Annotated in this window: 6 protein-coding genes; all 6 read right to left on the reverse strand. The window is 58.8% G+C overall.

The genetic code is table 11. The features are described 5' to 3' along the window. Window positions 1-851: sulfatase-like hydrolase/transferase (locus ABYO54_RS11070; protein ID WP_372808316.1), on the reverse strand; the 851-nt coding region annotated here is incomplete at its 3' end. A gap of 44 nt (window positions 852-895) precedes the next feature. Then, window positions 896-1,672 (reverse strand): SGNH/GDSL hydrolase family protein, encoded by a 777-nt coding sequence (locus tag ABYO54_RS11075; RefSeq protein WP_372808311.1) that lies wholly within the window; start codon window positions 1,670-1,672, stop codon window positions 896-898. A gap of 161 nt (window positions 1,673-1,833) precedes the next feature. After that, the gene (locus ABYO54_RS11080) at window positions 1,834-3,264 is read right to left on the reverse strand and encodes an alpha-L-fucosidase (protein WP_372808312.1); all 1,431 of its coding nucleotides are present in this window, start codon (window positions 3,262-3,264) and stop codon (window positions 1,834-1,836) included. 16 nt (window positions 3,265-3,280) lie between these two features. After that, entirely contained in the window at window positions 3,281-5,044 is a 1,764-nt protein-coding gene (locus ABYO54_RS11085) for an alpha-L-fucosidase (RefSeq protein WP_372808313.1), read from the reverse strand. 619 nt (window positions 5,045-5,663) lie between these two features. Continuing rightward, window positions 5,664-7,142 carry an arylsulfatase gene (locus ABYO54_RS11090; RefSeq protein ID WP_372808314.1) on the reverse strand — a complete coding sequence of 493 codons (1,479 nt, stop codon included), beginning with the start codon at window positions 7,140-7,142 and terminating at the stop codon, window positions 5,664-5,666. Next, window positions 7,143-8,037, reverse strand: an 895-nt coding sequence (locus tag ABYO54_RS11095; protein ID WP_372808315.1) for a glycoside hydrolase family protein, incomplete at its 5' end; no start/stop codon positions are given. It abuts the gene before it with no gap.

Genomic DNA, 8,037 nt, shown 5'->3' on the forward strand with positions numbered 1-8,037 from the left:
ATGCCGCGCATGCCGCCGTCGTAGCCGCGCCCTTCATTCAGGCCGCCCGCGGTGCCGTTGTCGGTCATGAAAACGAGAATGGTGTTGTCGGCCAACCCCTCGGCATCGAGCATGGCCAGCAGCTTCGCCATGTTTTCGTCGATGTTGGCAATCATGCCGTAGAACTCGGAATAGGACACGTTGGGATTGTTTTCGTAGGGGGTGCTGTATTCGAGCGGGCAATAGAGCGGCTTGTGCGGCGCGTTGAGCGCAATGTAGGCGAAGAACGGCCGCTCCTTGTTGGCCTGGATGAATTTCATGCCCTCGTCGAACCAGATGTCGGTGCAGAAGCCTTCGAAGCGCTGGAGCTTCCCGTTGACGACGTAGGTGTCGTCGAAATAGTCGTTGCCCCAATAGTCCGGGGCCTGCCCGACCCCGCCCGCCTGGTGGTAGATGCAGTGCTGGAAGCCGCGGTCTTCGGGACGATACGGATAGCAGTCGCCGAGATGCCATTTGCCGAACATGCCGGTGGCATAGCCGTTCTGCCCGAAGATATCGGCCATGGTGATTTCGCGGCGGCGCAGCATGCTGCGGCCCTGGACCGTGTGCCAGACGCCGACGCGGTCGGAATAGCGCCCGGTCAACAGCGCCGAACGGGTCGGCGCGCAGGTGGGATCGACGTGGAAATTGTTCAGCAGCGTGGACTGGTTGCGCAGTTCGTCGATGGTCGGCGTCTTGATGGCGGGGTTGCCCGTGAAGGCGAAATCGCCATAGCCTTGGTCGTCGGTAATGACGATCACGACATTGGGCCGCTTTGACCCCGCGGACAAGGCGGGCAGAGCAATGGCCCCCATTGCGAGGACGATCAGCATGAACGGTTTAACTTGCATGGGACTCTCCTTCTAACTATGTGTTTTCACTTCTTTTCCGCCAGTACGCTGAGGATAACGCGTGCCACCTCATCGCCCTGTGCATTGCTGCCGGTTTTATTGTAATGAACGTTGTCGGGCGCAATCCACCAATCGGAATGATGCGATTTGGTGAATGTGTACAGGTCATTAATCGTAATTTCGGGATGTCCGGCCAGCACCTCGCGAGCCGCCGCGTTGAACTTCGCCGAATCGCCAAAAACCCGTCCAGGCTCTTCCGGCGGGACCGGGGTCGTCGTCGCGAAGATCAGCTTTGCATCGGGGACGAGTTGCTCGAGATACGCCACGATTTCCCCCAGGTTCTTTTTGTAGCCCTCGATTGTAGAGACTTGTTTCCCGTTTTGCTTATCCAGCTTTCTTCCAGAGAGATATTTAAGGTCGTGCAGGCCAACATTGAACTGGATGATATCCCAGTGGAAGCCCCATGGCTCATCGAGATTCCCCTCGCGCATGGCATCGTGCATCGTGGTCATTTTCGCGATGAACGAGCTGGAGTCCCCCCCGTTACAATACAACCGATATACATTGGCCTGACCGTTCAGCTTTTCCCGGACGCGCTCGGTGTAGTGGATGGAGATCGAATCGCCATAGATCAACACGTTGGGCAAAGCCGGATTATTCTTCACATAAGCAAACTCCGGACGTTTCGAAAATTTCTCTCCCACCAACTTAAACCACGCATCCTCCGCCGAACCCGCATGAACCGACCCGCCCAACAGGTTGCAACATATAACTGCTAAAAGCATTCCCGGTCGTATTCTCATCAAATTCACCTTAACGTCTAAATGAACGGTCTTTATGTCTATTTACTGGCGCATGTCATGCGTTTGTTTTGTTTCAGCCAAAGACGGGACGGTTTGCGTGGAGCCGTTCGTGCGGATTCGCGGAATTGGAATTCCACGCTACGCCGAGCGAGCGCCGGCATCTATTTCGAGGACGACGAGAGCGCAACCTTCACCACGGTATCGTAGGGATCCAACGGTTCGGAAGGCAGCGTGATTTTCAGGACCTCGCCCTCCACGGCATAATCCGCATTTTCGCCATTGGCCAGATAGGTTGCGGCGGTTGCCGGCAGCCCCTTCACCGCGATTGTTCCGGACGCCGGCCATTCGAGGATGTGCAGGTAGACGGTCCGGCCATCCTTGCTGGCGGAGAGGTCGCCCCACTCGGGCTTTTCGTCCAACGGATTGCGGACGGTTGCGTAGATCGATTCGCCGTTGACCTTGAGCCAAGCGCCCATGGCGCCGTAGATGCGGACGGCCTCGGGGTCGAGCCGGCCGTTGCCCATCGGCCCGTTGTTGATCAGCGCGTTGCCGCCGGCGCAAACGGTGTGGACGAAGCGATGGATCATCTCTTTCTCGGTGTGGTAGTAACAGTTGCCTTTGGTCTTGTAGCCGAAGGAGGAGCTGACGCTGTCCGGCGACTCGACATAGAGCGGCAGTTTCTTGGTGGGCACTTCCTTGTCGCCGATCGAAACATAGTCGTAGAGCGGCAGATATTCCGGCTCGATCTTGCCTTTGCCGCGATGGATCAGGCGGGAGTTGATCAGGCAGTCGGGGCGGTATTTCCGCACCGTGTCGCTGAACCGCCGGGCGCGTTCCATGTCCATTCCGACCGGGGTGTCGAACCAGATCAGATCCAAATCGTAGTTCTTCACCAGTTCCTCCACCTGCGGCAGGCTCTTTTTCGCGATGTAGCGATCCATGTCGGGCTCGAAATCGGCCGGCAGGTCGGGATGGAGCACGTTGCGCTTGCAGCGGGCGTTCAGGTAGGGCGCATCGGGTTCGTCCCAGTCCTGCGCATGCGAATAGTAGACGCCGAACTTCAGCCCCTGCTTGTGGCACGCGTCGCACAGCTCCTTGATGATGTCGCGCTTGAAGGGCGTGTAGTCGACGATGTCGTAGTCGCTGACCATGGAATCGAACAGCGCGAAGCCGTCGTGGTGCTTCGAGGTGATGACCACATACTTGATCCCGCAGTCCTTGAAGGTCGTCGCCCACGCGTCGGCATCGAACTCGGTGGGGTTGAAGGTTTTCGCCACCGCGTGGTATTCCTTGGCCGACATCTGGGCGGAAATCTGGATCCACTCGGAATACCGGAAGCCGCTGCCGCGGCCCTCGTATTCGCCCTCGAGCGTCGAATAGACGCCGAAATGGATGAACGCGCCGAACTTCGCATCGCGAAACCAAAGCGCCTGCCGGGCCAACGAATCGGGCGTCTGCTGCAAACGGTCGTCGAAGCGGTATTCAAACGACACATCCCCCGCCGGTTGGTTCGGCGATTTTGCGGTATCCTTGGCGTGCGACGCGACCGCGCCCAGACAGATCAACAATACGGTTCCCATGTTGGTTTTCATCGGTGCCCTCTTCTCGTTAGTTCAATGGTGAAATTCGAATCGACTTGAGTTTGGCGGTCTCGATGGCGCCTTCCAGGCAAGAGATGGCCAGCCGGTATTTTCCCGGGGCCGGAAAGTTGATCCAGCCGATGGGGAATTCCTGATAGTTGTGCGACGCGTTCTGCTGGTTCTGGATATGCTCCCCGCCAACCACGTCGATCCCCCACACCAGCCGGCCTTCGCCCGCATAGGTGAGGCTCGTGCCATAGTCGCCCGCAAACGGCACATCGACTTCCAAAACCGCTTTGCCGCCGGGCGTCCAGTGGCCGACCGGATTCACCAGCACCCACTCGCCGAACTTTTCCATCCAGCGATCGCGGAAGATTTCGGCGCCTTCGACGGCGGCAAACTCGGCGAGGATCGCTGTCCCGAGATTGGGATCGACGCCAAAGGTGGGATCGACGTCCGGCGTGCCGGCCAGCTTGACTTCAACAACCGAAACCATTTTTTCGGGAGAGCGGGGCGGCAACTCAAAGACGGTCCACCCTTCGACGACCGAGTGGCGGATCGGCGCAGACGATTCCCCGTCGAGCAACTGCGCGGATTCGATGCCCGTCTTCAGACCGGGCAGATACAGCTTGCCGGATGCCGGCCAATCGAAGACCGACAGAAAGAGGTGGTTGCCCTTGACGGTGACGTCGCCCCACGGCAACGCGTGCTGCCACGGGGAGGCCTCGGTGCCGTAGACCACCTGCGGATAGCGATGGATCCAGTCGCCCGCCTCGCGGAGGGCGCGGGCGGCGCGCGGCGGTACGAGGCCGTCTTGGTTCGGGCCGACATTGAGCATGTAGGTGCCGCCGCGTCCAACGCAGGCGATCAGCCGGCGCAGGATCTCTTTCGGCGTTTTCCAGTTTTGGTCGTACCAGGCATAGGCCCACGAATCGTTGGTGGTGTCGACGCTTTCCCACATGCCCTCGACGTTGTGATGCGGCACCTCCATGTCGCCCAGCGTTTGGTAGTCGCCGAGGTTGTGTCCGGCGCGGCCGGAAACCAGCGCCCGCGGCTGGTTTTTGCGCACCACATCCACCAGCTGCTGGACATAGCTCTTTTCCATGCCGCCGGGGGTGTCGAACCAGATCAGTTCGATGGGCCCGTATTCGGTGCAGAGCTCTTCCACCTGCGGCAGGCACTTCTTGTAGAAATAGTCGTCGAAGGTTGCCGGCTTGCCGTTTTCATCCACCGTGGGGCCCTTGCGGCCGCCGGGGAACGTCCAGTCCTGGCTGTGGGAATAGTAGAACCCGAACCCCAGCCCCGCTTCGCGGCAGGCGGCGGAAAGCTCTTTCATCGGATCGATCTTCCACGGGGTGGCCTCGACGATGTTGAACTTGCAGGCCTTCGAGTGGTACATCGCAAACCCTTCGTGGTGTTTGGCGGTGATCACGATGTATTTCATTCCGGCATCCTTGGCCAGTTGCACAATGGCCTTGGCGTTGAAATCGGTCGGGTTGAAGGTGCCGGCCAACTTCTTGTATTCCTCCGCGGGAATTCCGGCCATCTTCGGATCCATGATCCATTCGCCGATGCCGTAGTAGGTCTTGCCATCCACCTTGTTGGCCAGTTGGGAATAGAGCCCCCAGTGGATGAACATCGCGTAGTTGCCTTCGTCGAACAACTCCCCGCGTTCGGCGTTCTCGGCCCGCAGCTTGACCGTGGACTCGCCCCACATTTCATCCATTTTATCGGCCCGAACCACCCCTGCCAGCGTCGCACCAACCAACCCCAAAACCACGATCTTTTTCATACGCTTCCTTTCGAAAATCACTTCTCGCCGATGGCCGCTCTCGCCAAAAACATCTCCGGCGGGGACGCCCCGCATATCATCCGTACGCAAACCCCGAGCCACTACATCCCAACTCCGACAAACGTACACGTTTTAAAAAGGTCGTGTATCCCCATTATTTAGGACAGCGCCCCCCGGCTCGCCCCTTTTCCCGACACCGTCTGCGACCCTTTTTACTGCGACCAGGGCACGGAGCCCGTGCCCCCTCCACGCACGATAGACCGCGACGGACGGAGGCCGGCGCCGGCGGGGTAGAGCCGCCGCTTCGAGGTGGCTCAGCCGATGCCTGCGGCCCGTGCCCGGCTTTTCCATTGTTTTTGTGGAGAACCGTGCGCACCGTAGAACGGTCCTCCGGGCCGATTTATCTGCTCTGAGGGCACTGAGACACAGAGGCTCAAATATACATATCCCCTCTGTGACCGCTAGCGAAGCGGGTGGTTGGAAATCATCCGAAAGTTTAAGGTTTCCAGTGTAGTAGGATAAAACGAATACCGATCAAAAGCGGAAGAACGGGCGATATGGACTCGATCAAATCCATATCGCCACCGCCTTCGGCAACCCTTTGATGCCGGGTTCCGGGCTACAGCGCGTCGGGCGCCCAGTCGGGGATTCCCTTTTCCTTCAGCTGCTTGTTGTAGCGGATGGCCAGCGGCATGTCTTCGGGGGCGACCTTCGGCAGGTCTTCGTTGACCATCATCGGCAAAACGGATTCCCACCATTTGTCGAACGACTTGCGCAACTGTTCGACCACCTCGGGATGAGCATCTGCCACATCGGTGGTCTCGGAAGGATCGTTGGAAATGTCGTAGAGATTCGCATTGTTCACAAAGCGCCAGCGCTCGGTGCGCACCGCGCACTTCGTATATTTGAAATCGTCGCGCTTTCCGGGATTCCAGCGACCGCAATGCACAAACAGTTCCCGATCCGGCCACGCGGCCTTGGGATCTTTGAGCAAGGGCAACAGCGAGCGGCCATCGAGTTGCTGCATCTTGGCCGGCAGCTTGACGTCCGCCAGGTCGCACAGGGTTTGATAGATGTCGACATGCGCCGTCAGCGCTTCGACGTCGACGCCTTCGCCCAAAACGCCTTTCCAAGACCAGAAGGCCGGCACATGCGTTCCGCCTTCGGACGGCGAGTTCTTGCCGCCCCGAAGGTTGGCGTTGAAATGTTTGACGTGCTTGCCGTTGAGCTTGCCGCTGAGATGGGTCGCGCCGTTGTCCGTCATGAAGATCACCAGCGTATTCTCCAGCGCGTTCCATTCGCCGAGCTTTTCCATCAACCGGCCGAAGTTGTCGTCGATGTTCTCGATCATGCCGTAGCGGCCGGCGGTGCCGTCGTCGTAGCCCAGCTCCAGGAAACGCTTCTTGTAGCGCTCGGGCGCCACCAGCGGCGCGTGCGGCGCATTCAAGGATATATAGGCGAAGAACGACTGCTGGGCGGCGTTCTGCTTTTTGATCCACGCCAAGCCGGATTGGAAAAAGAGATCGGTGCAGAAGCCCTTGGTTTTCACGATGGTGTCGTTGTGAAGCAGGACATTGTCGAAATAGAGGTTTTCCTTATTCGGAGGGAAGTCGCCCAATCCCACCTGCCCGATTCCGCCGGCCCCGTGTATGAGCACCTCATCGAACCCGCGACTGCCGGGCAGATATTGCTCTTCGTCGCCGAGATGCCATTTTCCGAAAATCCCGGTGGCATAGCCTGCGCTCTTCAACGCCTGCGGCAACGTGAACGCATCGAGCGCCATCCGCTCGCGCTGGTAGATCGTATGCGTTACCCCGTTTTTGAAGGGGGCGCGCCCGCTCATGATCGCGGAGCGCGTCGGCGCGCAGGTCGGGCTGACCTGGAAATCGCGGAAGCGCACGGCGGTATCGTGGAAGCGGTCGATATTCGGGGTTTTGACGACTTGGTTGCCCATGCAGGAAAAATCCCCCATTCCCTGGTCGTCGGTCATTACCAAGACGATGTTGGGGCGGCTTCCCGCCAACGATTTGGCATCGGCAATGCCCGTACCCAAGCCCAACGCCACCAACGCGGCGGCAATCATTTGCATGTTTTTCATCTATTCCCCTTCCCAATTTACGATCTTCACATAGTACCCGGCCGACGGTTTGTCGTCGTGGCAGGCCAAAAACAGACATTCCGGCCGGCCGTCTTTCCAAAGGATGCTCGGCCGTTCGCTGCGGGCCAGCGTGTCGCCGAAATAGAGCTCGTTCGTCAGATAGCCCACCTTGGGGATGCCCCAATCGATCCCGTCCTTCGATTGATAGATCAGCCCCGGGCGATAGCCTCCGTTTTTGATCTTCCCCTCGGGCATCGGTTTGCCCTCGAGCATATCCTTCACCCCGCGGCGATCCTCCACGATCATGTAGTACCTTCCTTTGTAGTAGAAGGCGTAGGGATCTTCGATGTCCAGCTGCTTATCTTGGTAGCTGATGACCGGGTTGCCTTCAAAGTTCACGTAGGGCCCCTCGATCTTGCTGCTTTCCGCAAAGGCGATTTCCCGGAAGCCTTTCTTGGCCGGAGTCTTATCGGTCATCACTTTGTAATAGATGCGGTATTTGCCTTCCGGGGTGGTGACGAAGGTGGGATTCGAGGCATGGATGATGTTGGCCCCGTTCAACGTGCCGGAGGCCGGGATCACCGGATTCAGCGGGCTTTCGGTCCAGGGGCCGTCCAACGATTTGGCCGTGGCAAGACCAACCTCCTGCATGGACCCGTTTTCATCGTTGTAGCGGTTGAGCAGGAAAACCAGAACGTAGGTATCGCCCACCTTGGAAATCTGCGGATTATGATAGCTGGCGTCATCGCTCGCAAACACGTTGCCGAGCAGCGTGTAGGGGCCTTCCAGTCCGTCGGCCACCCAGTGGACGATCTTGCTGTTCCTGATCCAGCTGCCATCTTTGGGGATGACCGAATTGAAGATGTGCAGCCGGCCCGCTTCGTCGTAGATCGGC

Origin of the sequence: Pontiella sp., from assembly GCF_041622395.1 — a bacterium.
In the GTDB taxonomy this organism is placed as follows: Bacteria; Verrucomicrobiota; Kiritimatiellia; order Kiritimatiellales; family Pontiellaceae; genus Pontiella.